Source organism: Arthrobacter sp. STN4, assembly GCF_024539665.1.
Taxonomy (GTDB): domain Bacteria; phylum Actinomycetota; class Actinomycetes; order Actinomycetales; family Micrococcaceae; genus Specibacter.
The window spans coordinates 134,787-155,794 of the sequence record NZ_JAKZGX010000007.1 but is presented as its reverse complement, the minus strand read 5'-3'; the positions used below and the strand labels follow the sequence as shown (position 1 = coordinate 155,794).

21 protein-coding genes and 3 riboswitches are annotated in these 21,008 nt (G+C 64.9%); of the genes, 15 read left to right on the top strand and 6 right to left on the bottom strand.

Annotation, left to right across the window (positions count from 1 at the left end; all coding sequences use genetic code 11):
• Nucleotides 1-51: 51 nt before the first annotated feature.
• The 3 genes from MMF96_RS07835 to MMF96_RS07825 all read right to left on the bottom strand — a co-directional run bounded on the left by MMF96_RS07835 (nt 52) and on the right by MMF96_RS07825 (nt 2,275).
• On the bottom strand, nt 52-1,020 hold the full coding sequence (locus tag MMF96_RS07835) for a hypothetical protein (RefSeq protein WP_256883149.1): 969 nt from the start codon (nt 1,018-1,020) through the stop codon (nt 52-54).
• Nucleotides 1,020-1,496: a hypothetical protein gene (locus MMF96_RS07830; RefSeq protein ID WP_256883148.1), complete on the bottom strand. Its 477-nt coding sequence runs from the start codon at nt 1,494-1,496 to the stop codon at nt 1,020-1,022. The genes MMF96_RS07835 and MMF96_RS07830 overlap by 1 nt, the downstream gene beginning before the upstream one ends.
• Nucleotides 1,497-1,765: 269 nt before the next feature.
• Nucleotides 1,766-2,275, bottom strand: coding sequence for a hypothetical protein (locus MMF96_RS07825; protein WP_256883147.1), 510 nt, complete (start codon nt 2,273-2,275; stop codon nt 1,766-1,768).
• 173 nt (nt 2,276-2,448) lie between these two features.
• Here MMF96_RS07825 and MMF96_RS07820 point away from each other — a divergent pair, with 173 nt between their 5' ends.
• Together MMF96_RS07820 and MMF96_RS07815 are read left to right on the top strand one after the other, a co-directional pair.
• On the top strand, nt 2,449-2,880 hold the full coding sequence (locus tag MMF96_RS07820) for a LexA family protein (protein ID WP_375141412.1): 432 nt from the start codon (nt 2,449-2,451) through the stop codon (nt 2,878-2,880).
• A 54-nt stretch (nt 2,881-2,934) separates the two neighbouring features.
• The gene (locus tag MMF96_RS07815) at nt 2,935-4,230 is read left to right on the top strand and encodes a Y-family DNA polymerase (RefSeq protein WP_256883145.1); all 1,296 of its coding nucleotides are present in this window, start codon (nt 2,935-2,937) and stop codon (nt 4,228-4,230) included.
• Here MMF96_RS07815 and MMF96_RS07810 read toward each other — a convergent pair.
• Nucleotides 4,225-4,632, bottom strand: a complete 408-nt coding sequence (locus MMF96_RS07810) for an SOS response-associated peptidase (RefSeq protein WP_256883169.1) — start codon at nt 4,630-4,632, stop codon at nt 4,225-4,227. The two genes, MMF96_RS07815 and MMF96_RS07810, sit on opposite strands and share 6 nt — an antisense overlap.
• Nucleotides 4,633-4,813: 181 nt before the next feature.
• On the opposite strand from MMF96_RS07810, the gene MMF96_RS07805 reads away from it, so the two are divergent.
• The 9 genes from MMF96_RS07805 (at nt 4,814) to crcB (ending at nt 13,963) form a co-directional block, all read left to right on the top strand.
• Nucleotides 4,814-6,001 carry a site-specific integrase gene (locus tag MMF96_RS07805; RefSeq protein WP_256883144.1) on the top strand — a complete coding sequence of 396 codons (1,188 nt, stop codon included), beginning with the start codon at nt 4,814-4,816 and terminating at the stop codon, nt 5,999-6,001.
• Entirely contained in the window at nt 5,985-8,123 is a 2,139-nt protein-coding gene (locus MMF96_RS07800; RefSeq protein WP_256883143.1) for a site-specific integrase, read from the top strand. Before MMF96_RS07805 ends, MMF96_RS07800 begins: the two co-directional genes overlap by 17 nt.
• Entirely contained in the window at nt 8,120-8,572 is a 453-nt protein-coding gene (locus MMF96_RS07795) for a DUF6262 family protein (RefSeq protein ID WP_256883142.1), read from the top strand. Before MMF96_RS07800 ends, MMF96_RS07795 begins: the two co-directional genes overlap by 4 nt.
• A gap of 885 nt (nt 8,573-9,457) precedes the next feature.
• Entirely contained in the window at nt 9,458-10,228 is a 771-nt protein-coding gene (locus tag MMF96_RS07790; RefSeq protein ID WP_256883141.1) for a hypothetical protein, read from the top strand.
• A 66-nt stretch (nt 10,229-10,294) separates the two neighbouring features.
• Nucleotides 10,295-10,373, top strand: a riboswitch (Fluoride riboswitch).
• Between the two features lie 20 nt (nt 10,374-10,393).
• Nucleotides 10,394-11,146 carry a 2,3-diphosphoglycerate-dependent phosphoglycerate mutase gene (locus tag MMF96_RS07785; protein WP_256883140.1) on the top strand — a complete coding sequence of 251 codons (753 nt, stop codon included), beginning with the start codon at nt 10,394-10,396 and terminating at the stop codon, nt 11,144-11,146.
• Between the two features lie 19 nt (nt 11,147-11,165).
• Nucleotides 11,166-12,461, top strand: coding sequence for a phosphopyruvate hydratase (gene eno / locus MMF96_RS07780; protein ID WP_256883139.1), 1,296 nt, complete (start codon nt 11,166-11,168; stop codon nt 12,459-12,461).
• Nucleotides 12,454-13,029 (top strand): universal stress protein, encoded by a 576-nt coding sequence (locus MMF96_RS07775; protein WP_256883138.1) that lies wholly within the window; start codon nt 12,454-12,456, stop codon nt 13,027-13,029. The genes eno and MMF96_RS07775 overlap by 8 nt, the downstream gene beginning before the upstream one ends.
• Nucleotides 13,030-13,091: 62 nt before the next feature.
• Nucleotides 13,092-13,598 carry a CrcB family protein gene (locus MMF96_RS07770; RefSeq protein ID WP_256883137.1) on the top strand — a complete coding sequence of 169 codons (507 nt, stop codon included), beginning with the start codon at nt 13,092-13,094 and terminating at the stop codon, nt 13,596-13,598.
• Nucleotides 13,595-13,963 carry a fluoride efflux transporter CrcB gene (gene crcB / locus MMF96_RS07765; protein WP_256883136.1) on the top strand — a complete coding sequence of 123 codons (369 nt, stop codon included), beginning with the start codon at nt 13,595-13,597 and terminating at the stop codon, nt 13,961-13,963. Before MMF96_RS07770 ends, crcB begins: the two co-directional genes overlap by 4 nt.
• Nucleotides 13,964-13,990: 27 nt before the next feature.
• Here crcB and MMF96_RS07760 read toward each other — a convergent pair whose 3' ends face one another.
• Entirely contained in the window at nt 13,991-15,280 is a 1,290-nt protein-coding gene (locus MMF96_RS07760) for an MFS transporter (protein WP_256883135.1), read from the bottom strand.
• A gap of 217 nt (nt 15,281-15,497) precedes the next feature.
• The gene (locus MMF96_RS07755; protein ID WP_256883134.1) at nt 15,498-16,046 is read right to left on the bottom strand and encodes an inorganic diphosphatase; all 549 of its coding nucleotides are present in this window, start codon (nt 16,044-16,046) and stop codon (nt 15,498-15,500) included.
• Nucleotides 16,047-16,202: 156 nt separating this feature from the next.
• Nucleotides 16,203-16,283: riboswitch (Fluoride riboswitch) on the bottom strand.
• Between the two features lie 223 nt (nt 16,284-16,506).
• Here MMF96_RS07755 and MMF96_RS07750 point away from each other — a divergent pair.
• From MMF96_RS07750 to MMF96_RS07735, 4 genes are all read left to right on the top strand, one after another.
• On the top strand, nt 16,507-16,881 hold the full coding sequence (locus MMF96_RS07750) for a hypothetical protein (RefSeq protein WP_256883133.1): 375 nt from the start codon (nt 16,507-16,509) through the stop codon (nt 16,879-16,881).
• A 40-nt stretch (nt 16,882-16,921) separates the two neighbouring features.
• Nucleotides 16,922-17,719, top strand: a complete 798-nt coding sequence (locus MMF96_RS07745) for a hypothetical protein (RefSeq protein ID WP_256883132.1) — start codon at nt 16,922-16,924, stop codon at nt 17,717-17,719.
• A 50-nt stretch (nt 17,720-17,769) separates the two neighbouring features.
• Nucleotides 17,770-17,843: riboswitch (Fluoride riboswitch) on the top strand.
• A 17-nt stretch (nt 17,844-17,860) separates the two neighbouring features.
• A complete protein-coding gene (locus tag MMF96_RS07740; protein ID WP_256883131.1) occupies nt 17,861-19,420 on the top strand; it encodes a hypothetical protein in 1,560 nt (519 codons plus the stop codon).
• Entirely contained in the window at nt 19,417-21,006 is a 1,590-nt protein-coding gene (locus tag MMF96_RS07735) for a hypothetical protein (protein WP_256883130.1), read from the top strand. The genes MMF96_RS07740 and MMF96_RS07735 overlap by 4 nt, the downstream gene beginning before the upstream one ends.
• Nucleotides 21,007-21,008 lie beyond the last annotated feature (2 nt).

The following is a 21,008-nucleotide window of genomic DNA, read 5'->3' as shown; positions in this document are numbered from 1 at the left end:
ACATGGATGGCAGGGAAGGGAACTACGTGACGGGCGCCAACTTCGACTCGGTCAGCGCCCCATCAACAGTTGTTCGGCGGCGTTGACAAGAACCCGGTCACGGGGGAGGAGCTTCAGTCCGCGCAGCTGGCAGTCCCGGATTTCAATGACTCGGCGGTGCAGGTGGGCGCGGGCGCTTCCCGCGACGGGGTCAAGAAAAGGGGTCCATCGGTTCCGCAACATGAACTTTCGGTCCGGGCTGCTCCGTCGCCATGTGGGAGTCAGTAGCATCAAGAGCCGTCGTGTCCGGAAATTGTGCTGGACGGCATCGTAATACTTACTTAACCTTGGCAGCATCAGGCCGATGCTGACAAGCAGGACTGCCAAAGTTTCAAACAAGGAAAACGACCAGTTCAGTCCGTCAAGCAGTTGGTGGTTTGGACGTCGGGATTCCTCGAGGATCCCCAGCACCAGTCGGTTCCCCAGCGCCATGGCCATGAAGATGCACCCTACGGCAAAGCAACCGACGCCGGACTTGAAGGCCTTGCTGCTCATCTTCGGGAGGAATCGTCTGGAGGTCAGGGCGATATCGGCGCAGACCCAGATGATGAACGCGGAGCCCATCCACAGAAAGAGTTGCATGCCAGGCTGGTTGCCGTAGGCCAGTGGCAGATTTTGGTTGGTCGTGTCCACTTTGCTCAGGAAGAAGCCCGCAACGACGCTCGTGCCAGCCACAGCGATGGCGAAGCGTCCGCGCCGGAGGTGCTGCCACCGTCGTCCTTGGTCCCTAAAAGCGGCCAACACCATGGCCGTATGGAATTGCCAAAAGGCGGACACGATCGCGATAACCAGGACGAGCCCCACGTGATTTCGGCCGCCTAACAGCGGATCCATCGTGGTGTAGACGTCGGGGACGAATAAGGTGCACGCCATAGCGGCGAAGAACGTCGCGCGCAGCACGGAAGCCCGCTCCTTGTCCGAGGCCGTGGGTATCCGGACGATCGTGAGCAGCCACAGCATCGCGGCCGGCACGTATTCCATTATCCGAAGACCTGGTCAAATCCGGACGGCTCACCCTGCAGATCCTGTACGCGGGGAAGAGTGCGCGCCGCCAACAGTTCCGCCAGGTATTCCGCTGCGGCTTCGTCGTCATTCTCGAAGCTGCTGCGACCGAGTGTCATCAGCGGGGTTTCCGGAAAGCCTGGCAGGTGCATGGGAGCCAGTGACGAAGCGGAGAGTTGGTGGTCCAGGATCATGTGTGCGAATTCGTGGAGAACTATGAATTGGAGCTGCAAAGTTGACTTTGGCGGGGCATACACGACGACGTCTCGGTGCGGGTGGGACAGCCAGAACCCGCAGAGGTCATCCCCGCGCAGGGTGGGCAGCTCCATAATGGTGATGGGCTTGCCGCGCTTTGCTTCCAGCCAGGATTGGATGCTTTGCAGGTCTGGATGGGCCCCAAGTTTGAGTCGGCGATTGGCTTCACGGGCTTGGTGGTGTAGCGCCCGGCTCGTCACTGTAGTGCCTTCCAGTGGCCGCGTGGCCTCCTTGACGGTCTCCTGCCATTGTGGACATGGACGGATTCGTCAGTCTCGGTTCGTACTCGGTTCGTGAGCGACTTTTCGGCGGCAAATAGTAGCGCCTGGAACCTGAATCTGGCTTTTGAAGCGACCTTCTGGCGTTTGTTCATGCGTGAGACCCATCAGCCTGTCAGCGGTAGTGGAGAATCGCTGTTTAGATCATGTTAAATCCGGTCGACGCAGATGACTAGCGTTGGATGGTCAGGTTACTGGCCGTTTGTTGCTTTCCCCATGGCCAAATACGCTCGCAATCCCGATTCACCACGACGCATGAGGGCGGCGTGAGCGAATGTAAATACTGGCGAGGCAACGGGGCTGAGCATGGTCATCCAGCGGCTGGTGGGTCGGACGCGCCATTCGATGTCCATTTGGGTGTGTCCGTTGTCGAGCGGTGAGAGGATTACGCGGCCTTCGCCGGCCAGGTCTCCGCCGGCGTCAAAGACGACCTCGCGGGGGCTCTCAACGTGGGTGGGGTGGTAGGAAACCGCCAGCGAGTAGCCCAGCGAGGCCTTGAATTTCAGCGTGGCTGTGGTTGCAAGAAGTAGTTCCTCGTTTGACGTACCAGCTTGTGGGGACCGCTGCAGCGGCTTGGCGTAAGTACAGCCCGGCCACCAATCGGGCCATGACATGTTCGGATCCGCGATGACGTCCCAGACTTCCTGGTGGGTATTGGCGAAGGTCCAGGACGAGGAGAGGTCATAGAGGCGAGCAGTCATGGGGAAATTGTTGCACAAGGCCATGAAGCGTGACCATGCGCCGATGAATATGAAGCAGGGATGGTTGAGGGCTCGGGTGATGATCGTCCGCTTGTGCGCACTCGAACCTGCCTTTGTCAGGGGTTGGGCCTACACTCGGGATATCGAACTTTATTGCTAGTAAGTGGTGTGTAATGGATCATATATCGAATATTTGTTTAGTAGAATACGCGGCTCCTGCCTTGCATCCACTACTCGCCCCTGTCCTTGTAGCGGCCGGCTATCCGTCACCGGCCCAGGACTATTTCGATGGCAGGATCAACCTCAATGAGCACCTGATCAAGGATGTCACCAGCACGTACATTGTGCGGGTGTCCGGGCATTCCATGGAGGGTGCAGGCATCAGTGACGGGGATGAGTTGATCGTGAACCGGGCCCTTGAACCCAGGGACGGGTCCGTCGTGGTGGCAGTCATTGATGGTGAGCTCACCATCAAGCGACTGCGCCTCCTGCCGGGGGGAGTGGTGCTCCAGGCCGAGAACCCGGACTACCCGGACATCCGTGTCAGCGACCCTCGGTCGTTGACAATCTGGGGTGTCGCCCAGACCTGCCTCCACCACCTTTAGTGAGACCTGCTGCTGATGCGTATCCGGACGGCGGAGTACAAGGGGCCGGCACTCATGCCGGGTAGTGACTATATCGCCCATGTGGACGTGAACAGTTTCTATGCCAGTGCCGAGCGGGCCTTTGACCCTTCCCTGGAGGGCAAGCCGCTAATCGTGCTTTCCAACAACGACGGCTGCGCCGTGACCAGGAGTACCGAGGCGAAGGCTCTTGGCATCCAGATGGGTGATCCGTGGTTCAAGATCAAGCACCTCGCATCTGATGCGATTCCGCCTGAGCGGCGGCTGGTCGCCCGATCGAGCAATTATGAGTTGTATGGGGACGTCAGCGACCGCGTCATGGTCCTTTTGGGGCGCTATAGCGCCTGGGTGGAGGTGTACTCGATCGATGAGGCCTTCCTGGGCGTCAACGGAACTGCGGCGGAGATGCTCGCCCTGGGCCGGGGCATCAAGGACGCGGTGCGCCGCCACGTGGGTGTGCCGGTGTGTGTGGGGATCGCGGGCACGAAGGGGTTGGCGAAGTTGGCGAACAAGTGGGCGAAGCATAATGCGCCCTTTGGGGGTGTGTGCCATTGGGAATCGATTCCCGAGGCCGAGCGTGAGGCGCTGATGTCCAGGTTGTCCGTGGTGGAGTTGTGGGGTGTGGCCGGCCGGTTGACGAAGCGGTTGAACGCGATGGGCATTAGGTCGGTGCTGGATTTGAAGAACGCCAATCCGGTCCTGATCCGTGATCGGTTCTCGGTGGTGTTGATGCGCACCGTGCTGGAGTTGCAGGGCATCCGGTGCATCCCGATGGAGGAGGAACGCATCGGCCGGGAGCAGTTGATCTTCAGCCGGTCCTTCTCGACCCCGATCACCAGCCATGCGGCTATGCGCCAGGTCATGGGCTTGTACGCGCAGCAGGCCAGTGCACGGCTGGCCAAGCACCAGCTGCAGGCGAAAGTGCTGACCGCCTTCGCTGCGACGTCGCACTACAACCCGGCCGACACGTCCTTCCCGTCGGTGTGTGTTCCCCTGCCGATGCCCACGGCCGATCCGGTGTTGCTGGCCAGGGCCGCCCATGCGCTGCCGCCGCGGACGGTGGAGGGGGTGAAGTATGTGCGGGCCGGGATCATGGTCACCGACCTGCGCCCGACCGGCAACCAGGCGACGTTGAAGCTGTTTGAGAACCGGCACGAGGAACGCGGCATTGGCCAGCTGCTCGAGGAGGTCTCCAAGAAGCACGGGCGGGGAAGTATTGGCCTGGGTGCCGGGGGCATCAGGGGCGGGCCGGACTGGACGATGAAGCGTGAGATGCTCTCACCGCGCTATACGACGCATTGGGAGGAGTTGCCCGTGGCCAGGGCCTCATGAACCGGTGGGGTGTACCAGTTCGGGCCCGTTGCCGGTGAGCGGGCCGACCTGGTAAAACTCCAACGCCTCGGCCACCGGGGTGGCGGCGGCGACGGCGGCGTCGACCAGGGACTGGTCGCCGTCCTGGCCGGCGTCCAGCCATTCGTCCCAAAAGCTTGGTGGCAGGGTCACGGGTGTGCGGTCGTGCAATTGGCTGACCTCGCCGACGGCGGCTCGGGTCAGGATTGTGGCGGTCAGTGTCCAGTAGTCCTGGTGGTCCTGGGGCAGGGCCTTGTCCGGCCACCACGTGTACAGGCCGGCAAACGCCAGGACCTCATTGTTGGGGGAGTGGATCGCGTACGGGGTTTTCGTCTTCCCTTCCGTGTGCCACTCGTAGTAGTAGTCGGCCGGCTTATCCGGTATCCATTTGCGGTCGTCTTCAACGTCTTTGAGTGCGGTGACGGGTCGTCAGATCCTGTTGAAGACCTGACTATCTGGTCCTGTTCTTGAATGTCTTTGACGTCGTCAAGAGGTAAAACCCGATGTTGCCGCGGGCAGCAATCGGGGGAATGCTTGGTGAGAGCAACGTCTGGAAGGTGCCGAAATGGCCAGAATCCAACGTGTCACCCTCGATGGCCAGGACCCGACCTGGACTGTTCTCGGTGATGATTTCCTGCCGGTAGTTCCGGTTGAAGAGTTTCTTGAATACCTGCGCCAGACTGGCTCGTCGCCGAACACGGTTCGATCCTATGCCCGCGGGCTGATGTTGTGGTGCCAGTTTCTGGGACTGAAGGGCAGGGCGTGGGACGACGTCCGGCTGGAGGACCTGACAGGGTTTTTGGGGTGGCTCAGAACTGGCCTACCACCGGAAATCCCAACCATAGGACCACCGCCACCGATTCTTGTCTCCGATGCCACGGCCGCTCTACGGCTACAGTCCGTACGTTCCTTTTATCTCTTTCACCAATGGCAAGGTATGGCAATCATGCCGCAGCTCTCCGCGACATCGGACATCGGTCCGCCATACAAATCGTTCCTTCATCACATCCACCGCCCGGCAGGCAACCGGCGTGCGACCGTGAAGGTCCGGCGCCGGCGCCCGACTGCCCCCACACTGACCCCAACCCAGCTCACGCTAATCAAGGATTCCTGTGCCCTCTACGACCCGCACACCGGAATATGGGACGGGTCGGTGCGCGACAGGCTCTTCTTCAATCTTCTGGAGGAGACTGGATTGCGCATCGGCGAGGCATTGTCACTTCAACATCGGGACTGGCACAGCGGCGGGGGCGGCAACCCCTTTATCGAGGTGGTCCCGCGGCCCCACCCGCTGGGCGAGCGGGTCAAAGGCGGAAACTACCGCAAGCTGTACATCGGCGACGAGCTGGACCGCTTGTATACGGAGTTTGTTTGGCGGCTCTGCGACTCGGGCATGGATCTCGCGGTCGATGACATGGACCAGGCTTATGTCTTCGTCAATCTCAGGGGTGAGCGGATCTTCTGTCCTCTGCGGCCGGAGACCATTTACAAGCTGATTGGCAGGATTAGTCGGGCGCTGGGAGCGCAGCTCCCTTCCCGGTGGTCTCCACACTGGTTCCGCCATACCCACGCGACGGCCCTGCTGCTCTCGGGGAGCCCAGTCCATGTCGTGAGCCGGCGTCTGGGCCATGCGGACGTCCAGACAACCCTGAACATCTATGCCTGGGTTACTGAAGACGAAGAACTTCGGGCCCTGGCTGATTGGAAAGCGGTGACGAGCAAATGGAGGGACGGCAATGAAACGCTCGGATGAAAACACCTATTCCTGGCTGCACAAGCTCAACCCGGAACCCTACTCACCGACCATCAATGCAAGATTGTTAGAGACGGTGCCCCCGGGCCTGCGGTTGCTGCACTACACCCGCACCACCGTCCCGGTAGAACATCTGGGAGCTTTCGCGTTCTACCACCGCAAAATCGGCCCTTTCCACCTGGACGGGCTCCCGGACCCGATGCAGCGGGAAATGATGTTCGTCATCTGGCGGATAATCGAGCTCGGCGGGCGCGTGCCGTGCGCGCCCCTGTCCCTGCTGATGAGGGAACTGGCCGAAACCACACAACGACTCAAAGCCTCGGGACAGCCGTTCGAGTCCCTGATGGCCAGGACGCCAATCCAGTGGAAGTCCGAACTCTCCCGGACCTGGGTCAGAAGAACCAAGGCCTTTCCCAATCCACAGACGTTCCGCACCTATGTCTCACCGCTGGATAGGGCATGCAAACTCCTGTGGTTCGCCTACGACACCAGTGCTTGGTGGCAGCGGGAAGTATGGGACCTGACCATGGATTCCCGCATTCCACGCCGGGCACAGGAACCATGCGGCCAAAAGGGCATTCACTGGCACGCCTTGGAACCGTCCTGGTTGCGGGCTGGAGGCATGTATTACGTGAAGTCCATGATGGAAACGGGGCAGTTGACCTGGTCCACCGCGCACACGAATAAGAACGCCTTCATGGAATTCTCCCACTTCGTGACCTCACGTGGACTGACCAGCCCCCGCATGGTCAACGACGACCGCCAGCTTCGGACCTTGATGATGGAATTCCTCACGGAGTTGAGATCCACCCCGAATCACGGCGTACGCAACCACGGCAATCCACGCTCTGGTGCCAGCATCAGCCAAATTGCGTCCACCATCAGGGCCTTCTACGCATTCATGCACGACTACGGAGACGAGGCCTCAGCAGCACTCAACGACGATCGCTGGACCGGATTCAGTCCGGAGTACCTGCGCTTTTGGCGCCCCGGCGATGTGGGCAGATTCAAAAAGGAGCACTTCGATGAACGCTACCTCTTCAGCGACACCGACCTAGCGACAATCAAAGCGGCGGCACCGCTGCTGGGCTTGCCCCGTGCCGAGGGCGGGATGGGAGACCCGCAAGCCATGCGGATCCTTCTGCTGATGGTCGCCACCGGTCGAAGGATCAATGAGATCTGCATGCTTGACGCGGACCCGCTCACCCTGCTGGAGGCTAACCTTGCCAAGCTGCGATACCAACAAACAAAGATCCTGGACGCACCGGACACGATCTTCGTCGACCAGGAGGTCATCGACCTCGTTGAAGAGCAGCAAGCCTGGCTCAAAGCCCATCTGGCAACGATCGGCGCCACCTTTGATCCGCCCTACCTTTTCGTGAGCCGGCACAACAACCTCCGCGGCCAGAATCCCTACCTGACCCATGTCTTCAGGACCCAGCTGACGAAACTGGTTGACCGCGCCCACCTCACGGACGGCGGCGGCGAACCCTTGGATCTGGGCAAGACCCACCGATTCCGCCACACCAAGGCGACAAGCCTGCTCAACGCCGGCGTCCCGCTGCACGTGGTCCAGCGCTACATGGGGCACACGACGCCGGAAATGACCATGCACTACGCCCAAACACTGGACTCAACGGCGAAGACGGAATTCCTCAAATACAAGAAGATCACCAGCACCGCCACAGCCTCGACCGTCGAAGCCGAGGACCTCTACGACCTGATGCTTCTGGATTCACGCACCGACCGGGTCCTGTCCAACGGCTGGTGCACCCTGCCACCAGCCAAGACGTGCGAGAAAGGCAACGCCTGCCTGACGTGCGATCTCTTCGTTACCGACGAACGGTTCCTGGACATACATAAAAGCGAACTCGTCTCCCTGGACTCGCTCATCGACAAGCGCCAGGAAGTACACCGGCAACGGACCGGGGAGCCGATGTCCGAAAACCATGTCTGGCTCACCCTCCGACGCCGTGAACAAAAAGCCCTGAACACCATCGTGGACTCCCTCGAAAACGGAGCCTCCCAACCGGCTGCGGCCCTCCCCGCCCCGGCAACCCGGACACGGACGGAGGCCGACAGGCTCAGCGGACAGGGCAGCCGGACGGGCCACCGGCCGTGAGGGGCAACCCGGGGAATCTGCGTCACGCAGCCCGCGCGAAACACGAGGCGGCCGTGCTGCGCGCCGAAAAAGGCTTGAAAGCCGTCCTGCGCGCCCAAGCCCCAGTGACCTTCGAGAGCGTCGCCGCTGCAGCCAAGGTATCAAAAGATTTCCTCTATCGAACCCCGGACCTTCGGACCCGCATCGTCAAGTTGCGCGAACAACAAACTCCGGCCAAGAATGCTGCCGCCAGCAGGAACGCGGAACCGGTCGGGATTGATACGAGCAGCATCATTCACACGCTCACGGCCAAGCTGGCTTCCGAACGCGCCAGCCACCGGCAAGAATTGGTGGAGCTGAACCAGGCGCTGGCAGCGGCCCACGGACAGATCCTGGCACTCAAGCGCCATCTCCCCAACGCCGAACCGGGCCACAATGATCCCGGCCACCCGGCAAAGCCGATGGGATGAAACTTTCCCGTCCTGTCCAGACTCCTTGATACGGGTGCCCTTGGGCTATCCCGTGGTGCTGCCGTGCAGATCGATTGCCAGGCGGCTGGTCCAGTTTCGGATTTCGCCGGGAACCAGGCACCTCCGTTCCATGCCCTCGATGCCGCCTTCGAAGGGGTCATCCGTTGCCCCATTACGGATCCCAATCCCAGGACCAGGGTCCACAACGGCTTCCTGGCCGAGGGCGACCAGGGAGACATTAGCGGGCATCTCCGCAGTGATGGGCTTGGTTTAGTTCACCACTGATGTTGATGCCCGGCTCGGCCCCAGACTCGACTGACTGGCCGTTGAGGTCCCTTCCGGGTTTGGTGCCGGAGGGGTAGACGGTGATGATTCCCTGTAGAAAGTGCCTGTTCTATCCGGTTTGATGTTGAGCTGCTGCACGACCTTCACAGGCCATTTCAGCATCGGTGAGTGGAATCGTCTTGTCACGGGTCGCTTCAGGCGGCGGAAGGATCGTTTGTACGGGGTGTGCTGAGTCCGGCAGGCCTTTCTCGTACCTGTCCATTTCGTTGGGAATCCACGGGGCACGGCCATGGTTCCCTGGAACCTATGGCTGGTGGCGGACGGGTCGTTTCCGCTACCGGGTTGTTGTAGAGTTCGCTTCAACGGTGATGGATCCCGCCGGGACGTGAACGTCCGAACTGCCGCTGTGGCTGATGGCTTCCTGCCTGTCGTTCGAAGGTGGGTTGACGTGTCCGGATTTGTCGCGATCCTTCACGCCGCGTGGACGTCCTCCGTTTTCAGTGGATTTGCAGCGGCATCAGGGCCCCATTCGCACCGTCCGGCACTTCCAGCGCCTGTCCGTGAACAGCGTCTGGTCCGGAGTGCATGGGAGGTGGGTTAGTGAAGGCCAAGACTGAACAGCCCTTGGTTCCCCGGGCTCCGTTTGCCTTGACTCCGGAGGAGGTCCGCCAGCTGTGGTCTTTCGTGCACGGGGACATCATGGACGGCGGCACGCGCCAGTACCTGCGGGGATCCTTGGGGTTGTGTCCGCGCCATGCTTGGGGTCATGCCGTGGTGGAGATCGAGTTATGGCAGGCAGGGGCCGGCCTGCGCGGAGGGCACCAGCCCTTCGATGTTTCGGTCTTGTATGAGGACTTGTTGGAGTATGCGGCGGGTGAACTTCGCAAGCCGTTGTCGTGGATTCACCCGGGCCTGGCGCACCAGCCGACACGTTCCGGAGCGTGCCGGATCTGCCAGGAACTAACTGGCCCGCTCCCGGACGGGCTGCGGATGGGGTATGCGAACTCCAACAGCGCGGCCCTGGCGGTTGAGGCAAACGAGCTGACCTATACCACCGCATGGTGCCGCGAAACGCGCAGCACCTGGTTTCCCGGGGTGTGTCCGACCTGCCTGGGAAACGACGGCGCGGACCCTCTCACGCTGTGCCGGTGGCACCTGACGGCCCACGGGCCCATCTCCCGGGATACCGGCTACGCCGTCGCAGACCGCCTCTTGGAAATCAGGCAACGCTTGCTGCGGCTGGTAGCTTCGATGACCGATCATGGGGAACCGGCCACGGCAGGGGATGATGCGGCGTGGGTGGAGGCCTTGGGATGGTTCGCTGGCTGGGCCCTGCCGCTTTGCCTTTCCCGAAGCGCGCCCGGCCCCTGAGACTGACCCACTGACGGGTCCGGTCTGGCATCATGTGTTGACGTGGCTGCGGGCAGTGCCTGTAAAGTCTGTCTTGGTGATGGATCCCGCCGGGACCGACTTGTCGGTCCGAACCGCCACCATGGCTGATGGTTCCTACCTTTGAGGGATGAAGGTAGGTGGGCCATGCCCGGTTTCGGCACGCTGGTCCTCCTGCGCCACGGTGAAAGCGTCCTGAACGCCGAGGGCCGCTTCACCGGCCTCCTGGACCCACCCCTGACCGCCGAGGGCCGCTGCGAAGCCGAGGACGCCGCACGCCTGCTGGCCGCGAGTGGCCTTCATCCAACGATAGTCTTCACCTCCACCCTCCTGCGTGCGACCGAGACAGCGGACATTGTGGCCCGGGAGCTCGGACTCGCCGAAGAGCCGGTGCGGTTGTGGCAGCTCAACGAACGCAATTACGGCTCCCTGACCGGGAGGTCCAAGGCCGAGCTCTGGAGCGAATTCGGGGACGAGGTGCTGCATTTTTGGCGCCGCACCCTCTACGGGACACCCCCTCCCATGGACCAGGAAGCGCTGGGGAAACTGCGCAACAGCCCGGCCCTCGCCGGGGTCCCGGCCGGGGCCGTGCTGGCCAGTGAATCCCTATGCGCTGTCTCCAAACGCGTCAAGGAGGTGTGGGTGCGATCCCTACGTCCGCGGCTCCTGCGGGGGGAAACGGTGTTGTGTGTGGGGCACGGGAATTCCCTGCGCGCCCTGTGCTTCTTGTTGGACGGGCTCAGCGAGGCCGAGGTGGAGGCCTTGAACATTCCGACGGGCCAGCCGCTGGTGTACCGCTTCGACGGTTGGGGGCTTCCCTTCCTGCGCGGCGGCCGTTATCTGAATCCGCTGGCCGCGCGGACCGCTGCCGAGAAAGTCGCCGCCGAGGGCGGCACCTGAACAATGAATGGAGCACCCCATGAGTGAGCTGCGCATTACCGCCGTCCGGGCCCTGCAGATCCTAGACTCCCGCGGCTACCCAACCCTGCGCGTGCAGCTGGAGAACGACGCCGGCACCGTTTTCGAAGCGTCCGCACCGTCCGGGGCCTCCACCGGCGCCCACGAAGCGGTGGAACTGCGCGACGGCGGCACCGCCTTCCACGGCCGCGGCGTCACCGGGGCGATCAAAGCGGTGACCGGGGAGATCAGCGCACTGCTGACCTCCCGACCCTGGGCCTCCCAGCGGGAGCTGGATGAAGCACTGTGTGCGCTGGATGGGACGGCGAACAAGTCCCGGTTGGGGGCCAACGCTCTGGTGGCGGTGTCCATGGCCGCGGCCCGGGGTTTCGCCGCCGGGACCGGGCACTCCCTGCACACGTGGATCTCGCACTCCCTGGGGCGTGCCGAACGCCTTCCGGTCCCGCACTTCAATGTCCTCAACGGCGGCCAGCATGCCGCCAACGGCCTGGCCTTCCAGGAATTCATGATCGCCCCCGTCGGAGCCGCCACCTACCCGCAAGCCCTGGAATGGGGTGCCGACATTTACCATGCCCTGGCCGCCACCCTGCGCGGTCGGGGCCTGGCGACCGGGCTGGGGGATGAGGGAGGATACGCCCCGGAGATCTCCTCCCCCGAAGAGGCCCTGGATTTGATCGTCTCCGCCATCGACGCCGCCGGCCACCGGCCCGGCATCAACGAGGTCGCCATCGCCCTGGACCCGGCCGCGAACTCCTTCTTCCAGGACGGTACTTACCGGCTCAACGGACGCCACTACACCCCCTCCCAGATGGTCACCTACTACGGAAAACTCCTGGACAACTATCCGATCCGCAGCCTGGAAGACCCCCTGGCCGAGGACGACGCCGAGTCCTGGCCCTACCTCGTCGGTGTCCTGGGTGAGCGGGCACAAATTGTGGGCGATGACCTTTTCGTCACGCAGGCCGCCCGGGTCAGCGCCGGGATCCGGTCCGGCTCGGCCACCGCCGTGCTGATCAAACCGAACCAGGTCGGCACCGTCACCGAAACCCTGGACACCTTGTCTGTCGCGGACGGTGGCGGGTTCACCGCCATGGTCTCCCACCGCTCCGGGGAAACCCTCGACACCTTCGTGTCCGATCTGACCGTCGGCTCCGGCTGCGGCCAACTCAAGGCCGGCGCCCCCGCCCGCGGGGAACGGGTCGCCAAATACAACCGGCTGCTGGAAATCGCCGACGCGAACCCCACCCTGCCCTACGGGCTCGCGGCCCAGCCGAGGGAAGGAGCCACCCATGCCTGACCACCACAAAAGGCCCCAAACACACCCGGCCCCTTTGCCCCACCAGAAGATGACCGGGCCTGTTGTTGCCGGCGTTGTCCCGGGCCAGCCGGCCATCGTGATCCGCCAGGCCGCCGCCCTGGCCTACAGCCTCGGCGTCGGCCTGGTCTTCGCCTACGTCGACGTCACCCGCTACCTGGTCGAAGAACATGGCGGGGCGGATGACACCTCGGCGCCCATCGACCCGGACGGGGTCGATGAGCCCGACGACGTCGAAGGCGCCGCCCGAGCCATCCGGGAACGAATCAGCGCCGAGCTCGGCGCCGGTGACCGCGGGGACGCCGGAGCGGGCGACACCGAACCGGACTGGTCGTTGGTGACCCTGGCCGGGGAACCGGCCCGGTCCCTGGCCAGATTTGCTGAGAGCGTCCACGCCTGCGTGATTGTCGTGGGCACCCGGGAACGCGGGGTGGGTGCCCGCCTCGAGGAATTTCTCATCGGCTCCGTCGCCGTCCACCTGACCCACCGCCAACACCGCCCCGTCCTGGTCATCCCGTTGGACCCACACGCACCACAAGGGGGCTCTTGATGACCGAGCGAACACCACCCACCACAAAATCTGCCTCCCCGCCGGGGACCGAAAATCTTCCGGTGGACAGTGACGTCGACCTGCCCGGGCCGGTGCCGGGTTCGGCGCATCGGCCGATCCACCTGCATCCGGGGTTCGTGCTGCTCGTCGTGGCCGGAGGCTGCCTCGGCGCGCTGACCCGGTACAGCCTGGGCCGGATCCTGCCGGCCCCGGGAGGGTGGCCGCTGCCAACCCTGCTGATCAACCTGGCCGGTGCCTTCGCCCTGGGAGTGTTGTTAGAGGGGCTCTCCCGCCGCGGTGCGGACACGGGCCGGTTGCGGCTGGTGCGCCTGCTGGTAGGAACCGGGTTCATGGGCGCCTTCACGACCTACAGCACCCTGGCCGTGGATGCCGTCCACCTTTTCGACGCCGGGGCCCCAGTGTCCGCCCTGCTGTATCTGGCGGCGAGCCTGTTCGGCGGGATCGGGGCCGCGCTGGCCGGGATCTGGGTCGCGGCCCGGCACCACCGCGCCGTGGCTGCCCGGGAAGGAACCGACCTGGTTCCGGCCGGTCCTGGGGCGGAGCAGTGACGGTTCTTCTGCTGGCCCTGGCCGGAGGTGTCGGGGCCGGGCTGCGGTTCATGATCGACGGGCTCATCCGGGCCAGGGCCCGCACCGCCCTGCCGGTGGGAACCATGCTGATCAACACCACCGGCTCGCTGCTGCTGGGCATCTTGACCGGGCTGGTCGCCGGCCACTACACGGACACCGCCGTCGGCCTAGTCCTGGGGACCGGGCTCCTGGGCGGCTACACAACGTTCAGCACCGCCAGCTTCGAAACAGTCCGCCTCGTCCAGGCCCGGCGCACCGGATTGGCCATTATCAACGCCGCCGGAACCATGCTGGCGTGCGTGCTGGCCGCAGCCGCCGGCGCCGCCCTGACGCTCCTGCTGTAGCCCCGCCCTCCGCCAACAGGTGAGGGCTCAGGTGGGTTCGATGGCGGACTTGGTTCGGAGGGCGCCGGAGGCGATCAGCGAGGCCAGCATCCACACCGCCGCGTAGGTGAACGCCACGGCAGGGGAAAACACGGCCCACAGGATGCCGGCGGTGACGGTGGCCCCGAGGTCCCCGGCAGACTGGACCAGGCCCAGGATGCCGAAGCCGTTCCCGCGCAGCCTGTCCGGCAGCGACAGGGCAACCGTGGTTGATTCGGCCGTTTCGGCGAAGCCGATGCCCACCCCGGCCAGCAGGAAGGCCGCCAGGACCAGGCCCCAGTTGTGGGGGCTAAAGGCAAAGAGCAGGTAAGCCGCCACGTAGACCCCGGCCCCGGCGGCGAAGACGACCCGGGGACCGGCCTTGTCGATGAGCTGACCGCCCAGGAGCGAGGCGACGGTCGCTGCACCGTTGTGGGCGGCGTAGAAGAAGATCGCCAGGGCCGCGGCGGCGGCCAGGTCCCGGCCGCCGCCGGTGAGCAGTTCGGTGGCGCGCAGGATCAGCAGGGTCGTGGCCAGGTTGCCCAGCTCAAAGAACGAGACAGGGATCAGGGCACGGGCCACCCCGGCTCGGCGCAGCTCGCCGAGGTTGAAGCTCAGCGTGGTCCGCCCGGCGGGGGTGGCCAGGACCGTCCTCGCCTGCCGGGCAGCGATGGTGATCGCGACCGCGGCAAAAATGCTCGGAATGAAGGAGAACAGGATGGCGGGCCGGACGCCGACCAGCCCCACGAGCAGCCCTGCCAGCAGGGGACCAACAATGGCGCCGGCGTTGTCCCCGGCCCGTTCGATCCCGGCCGCACGCCCGTAGGCGGCGCGCGGGGTGATGGAGACCAGCAGGGTATCCCGGGCCGGAGACCGGATGCCGCGGGCCGCCCAGGCAAGGGCCCGCAGCCCGGCAACCTGCCAGACCATGGTGGTGACCCCGATCAGGGCGGTGGCCACGGCGGTGAGCAGGTAACCGCCGGAGGCTACCTTGGCCCGGCGGGCAGGTTCGTTGGACAGCGGCCCACCGGCGAGCTTGCTCAACCCCACCAGGGCATCGGATACCCCCTCGATCGCGCCGAGCGCGGCCGGCCCGGCATGCAGGGTCGAGGTCAGAAACGACGGCAGCAAGGAGGTGACCAGCTCGTGCCCGGCATCGCTGAAGAACGACGCGCTCCCGACGCCCAGGATTCCCTTGTTCAGCCACCGCCCGTCCGCGGCGTCGGCGGGCTGGTCGGGGACCGCGCCCGGATCCTCCGGATTCGGCTCGACGAGCGGGGTCGCTTCGTTCTCATCCATGGCGTCCTCCCGGGCAAAGGGTCGGACTCGACGCTCTTCGCAGCACCACAGCCGCCTGTCGCGTCCGCACCACCACCAATTTCCTGGCCGCTGTGCCGCGGGGAACCTGCACGGGCCCTTGACGATGGGGGACACTGCCTGTCGCCTGGGATACAGGGAAAACCTGCATGGGTGAGTCCTTTCAGGGGTCGTTTAGTTAGTCGATCCAAGCGTGGTGTCAGAGGTGCCGCGGGGGTTGGGTCTCCTGCCAGCGTCGGCTGCAGGCGGCAACGATGCCAATGGCTTCCTCGATGCCGGCCCAGCCCAAGACCCGGGTTTCGGTTCCGGCCTGGAAGTCCTTGTAGTGGTTGAAGTGGTGCTCGACCTGGTCCTTCCACCGCTGGCCCACATCCTCCAGGGTGCGAAGTGCGTTGCCGGTGTCCCGGTCGTCGGCGGGGACGGTGACGATCTTGTAGTCCATGTCGGGCCCGTCCCGAAAGTTCAGCACGCCCAAGATCCTTGCCTCAACGGCCAGTCCGGTGGGCAGGGGCTCGCCGGTGATGCACAGGATGTCGAGCTCGTCCCCGTCCTCGTCCAGGGTTTGGGGGATGAAGCCGTAGTTGACGGGTTTGGCGAAGATGGCCGGGTCCACCCGGTCCAGGCGGAAGAGCCCGGTGGTGCGGTCCCATTCAATTTTGTGGCTGGAACCCTGCGGGATGTCGATGACGCCGGTGACCAGGCCCTGGCGGAAATCCCCGCAGCTCAGAAGTGTGTTGAAGTCAGGCATGGGAGGTCCCCTTTCCGGGACGGGGAAGGGGACCGGAGCGACCGTGCCGGTCCACGGCCACGAGCGGCAGCAGAAAACCGGGACCAGGCACGACGGCAGCATGGGCGGACTGTTTTGGGTGAGTGAATGTGGTCATGGTTCTCCGTCCGCGTGGCGCCTTGGACAGGAACTATTAGCCGGCAGTGGCGGTTCGGACAGTGACCGCCTGCCCCGGCGAGATCCATCACCGTTCCTGTAATCAACCACACCCAGGGGACCGCTGGCAAGGGCCGGCCCTGATTTGGCCCCGGTTCACGTCATGCCCCGGCACAAGCACCTGGATGTTTGCGACGTGGTCCGCGGCGCCGACGCGATAGACTGCCTCCCAAAACCGCCGGGTCGAGAGGAGCCAGGGTGTCCGCATGAGAACCACAAGCCGGCACCGGCCAACCACCACGTCAGCGGCCAGGCAGACGCCGGGATGACCCAGAAGCGCGGGATGGGGGTCGGGCGGGTCATCCCGTTCGGCACCGGCCCGGCCGCCCGCCGGGCCGCCTCCCGGGAGGCCGACCGGCTGTGGCAGGAGGGCACGGCCGCCCGGGCGGTGTTCCATCCCAAGTACGGCGGGTGGGCCGTGCTCATCTTCGCCGGCGGCGTCCGGCACCGGCCACAGGACTATTCGAAGGTGCCGACGGGCCTGGCGGTCCCAGGCTCCACTGCACCTGGAACGCCCAGGTGCGCAGTCCAACCGTTCCCGGCCCGGGCAGTAATCTGCGGACCCGGCGCGTCCCTGGGAGAGTTCGGGGGCGACCCCAGTGGCAACGTGGGAATCGCGGGGGCTTCCCAAACCCGGTGAAGATCCCGAGACTGGTGGGTGATGGAGGTGAAGCTGCAACGTGCCTGATGACCCGCACCCCGGTGGCGAGCTGCCGGCCGGCGCCCTGGCCCCGCGCGCGACGTGGCGGGTGAGCGTCGACGTGCGCGACCTCGCCGATCGCCCTCTCGACGCCCTGCGGCTGCTGCTGGTCGCCGATGTGTTCCGACGGCTGGTGGAGGATCTGCAAGGCGGACTGGTCCTGCTCGCGGTACTTGAGAACGCGGCCGTGCCATCAACTACTACCAGGGAGGACGCGGCGAAGGCGCTGTGGATCCGTCCGCCCCTGGCCCGGACGTGCTCACCGACCGAGGTGGCAGCCCTTCTGGGTGCGCCACCAAACATCGTGCTGGTACCGGCAGTGCCGAGCAATTCCACCGCGGGGGCGCCGGATCCCGGCTACACCCTTCGGGTCGCCGCGGTCATCCCCCCTCATGGCGGGACGGGGCTGCCACCGTCCGGACTGCCCGCCGTCTTCGACCCGCTCGCGCTGCGGCTGGCGCTGCTGCGCTTCCCGTATCCGAGCCCGGCCGTGCTAACGACGGCGCGCCTACACCGCGCGGAGGAGACGCTGCAGCGCTGGCGGTTGAAGGTCGCAGACTGGGAAGACATGCCGCCGGCTCCGATGCACCAGCACAGTGTCGATGCCATGTCTGCCGCGCTCGTCGCCGGCCTTGACACCGTCACGGTGTTAAAGCTGCTGCATCGAATGGAAGTCGACCTGCACCTTGCCTCGGGCAGCAAATTCGCAACGTTCGCCCACCTGGACCGGGTCCTCGCCCTGGACCTGTGCCATTTGGTGGGCAAGGTGCGCAGGTAACGGCCGTCCCACCTGCGTGGGGTTGCGCAGCGTCCGTGCTCTCTGTTTGACTGGAAACAGGCGACGGCGCCCGCCTTGACCGAGAGGTCAGAACCGCGACACGGCTGATGGCGCCTCCAGTTGAGCTGGAGGTGGTGCCGAGTGCCTGCACACAGCATCCTGTTCCCTGGCCGCGTGCCGGCCGGTGCGGAAAAGTGCCCGCAGCCGGGGTTTTTCGTTGATCTAAACCTGGACCAGGTTGTGGCGTCGGTGACCGGCAAGGACGAATACACGCTCACGCCGTTCTTCTACCACCCGTTGGGCGACGTTGACGCGGTGCGCTACCGGCAGGAGGTGTTCCAGGATCTGGAACGCCGCGAGGTGCGCGAGCCGGTGTCCGCCTTCGAGTCCCAGACACTGGCGGCGAACTTCAGCTACCGGGCCCAGGAGATGCGAAGCGACCACCACGGCTCCGGCCACTACCACCGGGCGCTGTGGTTCCTCAACGCCGTCGAGAAGTACTGCCGGGCGGTTACCGCACTGGCAGAGGGCCTGGCGCAGGCGGGTGTACGTTCACGCGGCCTGCGCGGGCTGGTGCATTACCTGCAGGGCTACCTGGCCTCGGCGGCCTTCACCGAGATGAGAGCCGAAGCCCGCCGGCTGCAGGAGGGACTCGACGCGGTGGACTACTGCGTACTCGTCAAAGGCGACCGGGTCACGGTAGGCCACTATGACGATCAGGTCGACTACAGCGAACAGGTTACCGTGACGTTCGAGCGGTTCCAGCAGGGCACCGGGACCGACTACCGCGACACGCGCCCGGACTGGCAGGAAGAAGACTTCGCCGAACTGGCCGTGCTGGAGATGGTCGCGAAGCTGTATCCGGAGCTGTTCGCCGCCCTCGACGCCTTCTGCCGGCAGCACGCCGACTACCTGGATGCGACGGTGGCGCTGGCCGACCGCGAGTTCCAGTTCTACCTGTCCTACCTGGAGTACATCCGGCCGCTGCGCGAGGCCGGGCTCAGAGTGAGCTATCCGTGCGTTTCTGTGGAGTCCAAGGACGAGCAGGTGCTGGACACGTTCGACCTGGCACTGGCCGCGCAACTGATCGGCCACGGCGGGCAGGTGGTGTGCAACGACATCACGCTGAGCGGGCCCGAACGTGTCCTGGTGATCTCCGGACCGAACAACGGCGGCAAGACGACCTTGGCCCGCACCATCGGCCAGCTGCACCACCTCGCACGGCTGGGCTGCCCGGTCCCCGGACGGGACGTACGCCTGTTCCTGTGCGATCAGATCTTCACCCATTTCGAAAAGGAGGAAGACATCACCACCCTGGCCGGCAAGCTGCAAGACGAACTGAACCGGCTGCATGCCGACCTGGCGTCGGCGACGCCGGCCAGCCTGATCGTCCTCAACGAAGTGTTCAACTCCACCACCGTCGCCGACGCCGGGTACCTCAGCGGCAAGATCCTGCAGCGGGTCAGCGAGTTGGACGCGCTCGGGGTGTGCGTCACCTTCCTGGACGAACTGTCGACGCTGAACCGGAAGACGGTGAGCATGGTCAGCCAGGTTGACCCGCACGACCCGGCGATCCGTACGCACAAGGTCATCCGCATCATGGCGGACGGGCGAGCCTACGCCCACGCGATCGCGGACAAATACGGGTTGACCTACGAGCGGATCACGGCCGGCCGTCGCGCCGGACGGGGCACGTCATGAAGGCCCTGTTGATGTTTGAGGACCGCGACTTCCAGACGGACACCGCCCTGCTGGACGCTCTGGAACGGCCCTACGTCCGTCGCCAAGCACCCGTCGAGAAGCCTCCGGTCGGTCAGCGCGACCTGATCCAGGACTTTGAACTGGAGACCTTGTGGCATGCCATGGCACTTGATGACCTGGTGGTGTATGTCTCGGCAAGGACCGCCATGCTCGCCGGCCTGGGAAGCGTCGAGCAGATCCGCTACCGGCAGGCCGTGTTCGCCGACTGCCTGGCGCAGCCGGACGTCGTACGCGAAATCTACGGCCTCGCGGTCCAGGCCATCGTCGAGGAACGCTCGATCTTCCGCGGCAGTTTCTCCCTGACCCACAACAGTTCAGCCCCCCTGAGCACTTCGATCACCAGGCTGGAAGCCTTCCTGCCGATCCTCCAGCGGCTCCGCGCGCTCACCGACGAGCACGCCGGCCGGTTCACCTCAAAAGGGTTCACCCGGTTCTTCGACACACTGCGCCGCGAGCTGGACGAGGACTACTTCCAGGAGATCAGCCAACACCTGGGGTACCTGCGCCTCCGCGACGGGGTGTTGATGAGCGCCCGGCTCGGCACGGGCGGCCAGGGCATCGACTACGTGCTGCGGGCCCCCCGCCCGGACAACCGCCTCTTCCGGTTCCGGCGCGTCATGCTCAACCGGCCCACCTTCAGCCACACCGTGCCGCCGCGCGACCAGGCCGGAGGGCAGGCGCTGGGCCGGCTGCGCGACCGCGGGGTCAACCTGGCCGCCAATGCACTCGGGCAGTCCACTGACCACATCCATGGTTTCTTCACCGCGCTGCGCACCGAACTCGGTTTCTACGTCGGCTGCCTCAACCTTCACGACCAGCTCACCGCAAAGGGCGAACCGGAATGCCTGCCCGATCCGCACCCGGCCGGGACGTCTGTGTGGTCTGCGCAGGCCCTATTTGACCCGTGTCTGTCGCTGCGCCTGCCCGGCCGGGTGCAGGGCAACGACCTGCGCGCCGACGGCAAACCGCTGCTGGTCATCACCGGCGCCAACCAGGGCGGCAAGTCGACGTTCCTGCGCAGCCTGGGCCTGGCGCAGCTGATGATGCAGGCCGGCATGGCCACCCCCGCCGAGTCGTTTGCCGCCACCGTCACCACCGGCGTGTTCACCCACTGCAAACGCGAAGAAGACGCCACCATGACCAGCGGCAAGTTCGACGAAGAACTCGCCCGGATGGGCACCCTCGTCACGGCCATCACCCCGGGGGCCCTGCTGCTGTGCAACGAATCCTTCGCGGCCACGAACGAACGCGAAGCCTCCGAAATCGCCGACGGGTTCATCCACGCCATGAACGACATCGACGTGAAGATCGTGTTCGTCACCCACCTGTACACCCTGGCCCACCGCTACCACCAGCAGCACGCCGACACGACCGTGTTCCTGCGCGCCGAACGCGGCCGCGACGGGCAACGGCCCTTCCGCCTCATCCCCGCCGCCCCACTGCCCACCAGCTACGGCGAGGACCTCTACCGGCGCACCTTCACCGAAACGGACACCGCCCACACCGATAGCTCCGCGAGCCGGTAGAA